The organism is Chloroflexus islandicus, from assembly GCF_001650695.1.
Classification (GTDB): Bacteria; Chloroflexota; Chloroflexia; order Chloroflexales; family Chloroflexaceae; genus Chloroflexus; species Chloroflexus islandicus.
The window spans coordinates 1-657 of record NZ_LWQS01000013.1 but is presented as its reverse complement, the minus strand read 5'-3'; the positions used below and the strand labels follow the sequence as shown (position 1 = coordinate 657).

Below are 657 nucleotides of genomic sequence, written 5' to 3'. Positions count from 1 at the left end.
CGGCGACCAATACGCCGACCAATACCCCCACGGCGACCAATACGCCGACCAATACCCCCACGGCGACCAATACGCCGTCTCCGACAAACGTGCCAACGGCAACGGTCATTCCAGCGCCAACGACATATCGCTACTACATCCCGCTGGTGTTCAGGAGCTACAGTCATTACCTTGTCATTGATGAGTGGCTAACCCCCACTCCGGCGCCAGCAAGCATTCGCCCCGAACAATTCCTTCCTCTGTAGACGTTGCCTCACCCCTGCTGATCAAGCAGGGGTGAGGCATTTCCTAAATGACAATTTGTTCATTCCAAACTACGACAAGGTTTAGCGGTTATTCAGTCGCTTTTGCTACGCTACAGTCGTGCCGGGTTTATCACGATCCGCCCCCTCCCCGGTTCCGTCCTTTGAATAGCCATGGTTAGGAGTGCATCGTGAAGTACACCCGACACCTAGCCCTCGTAGGGATCATGCTGCTAGGCATAACGCTTAGTGCATTCGTGAATATCCCTAACGCCAATGCCACGATTCCGAACCGGCAGCCGTGGGTACATCAACCGGGCACGTGCCCCCCGACGCTGGAGGGGGCCGTGTTCGGCCTTGCCGGCGATAGCTGCGGTGGTAGCGGCACCGGCTTTGACACCACCCAAGTCTACGG

The 657-nt window shown here is 57.2% G+C and carries 2 protein-coding genes; both read left to right on the top strand.

The genetic code is table 11. The features are described from left to right. Positions 1-245 (top strand): hypothetical protein (locus A6A03_RS19900; RefSeq protein WP_216636332.1); only part of this gene is annotated, 245 nt, incomplete at its 5' end. Positions 246-433: 188 nt separating this feature from the next. Next, the coding region (locus A6A03_RS20710) for a hypothetical protein (protein ID WP_216636331.1) at positions 434-657 on the top strand (224 nt) is incomplete at its 3' end.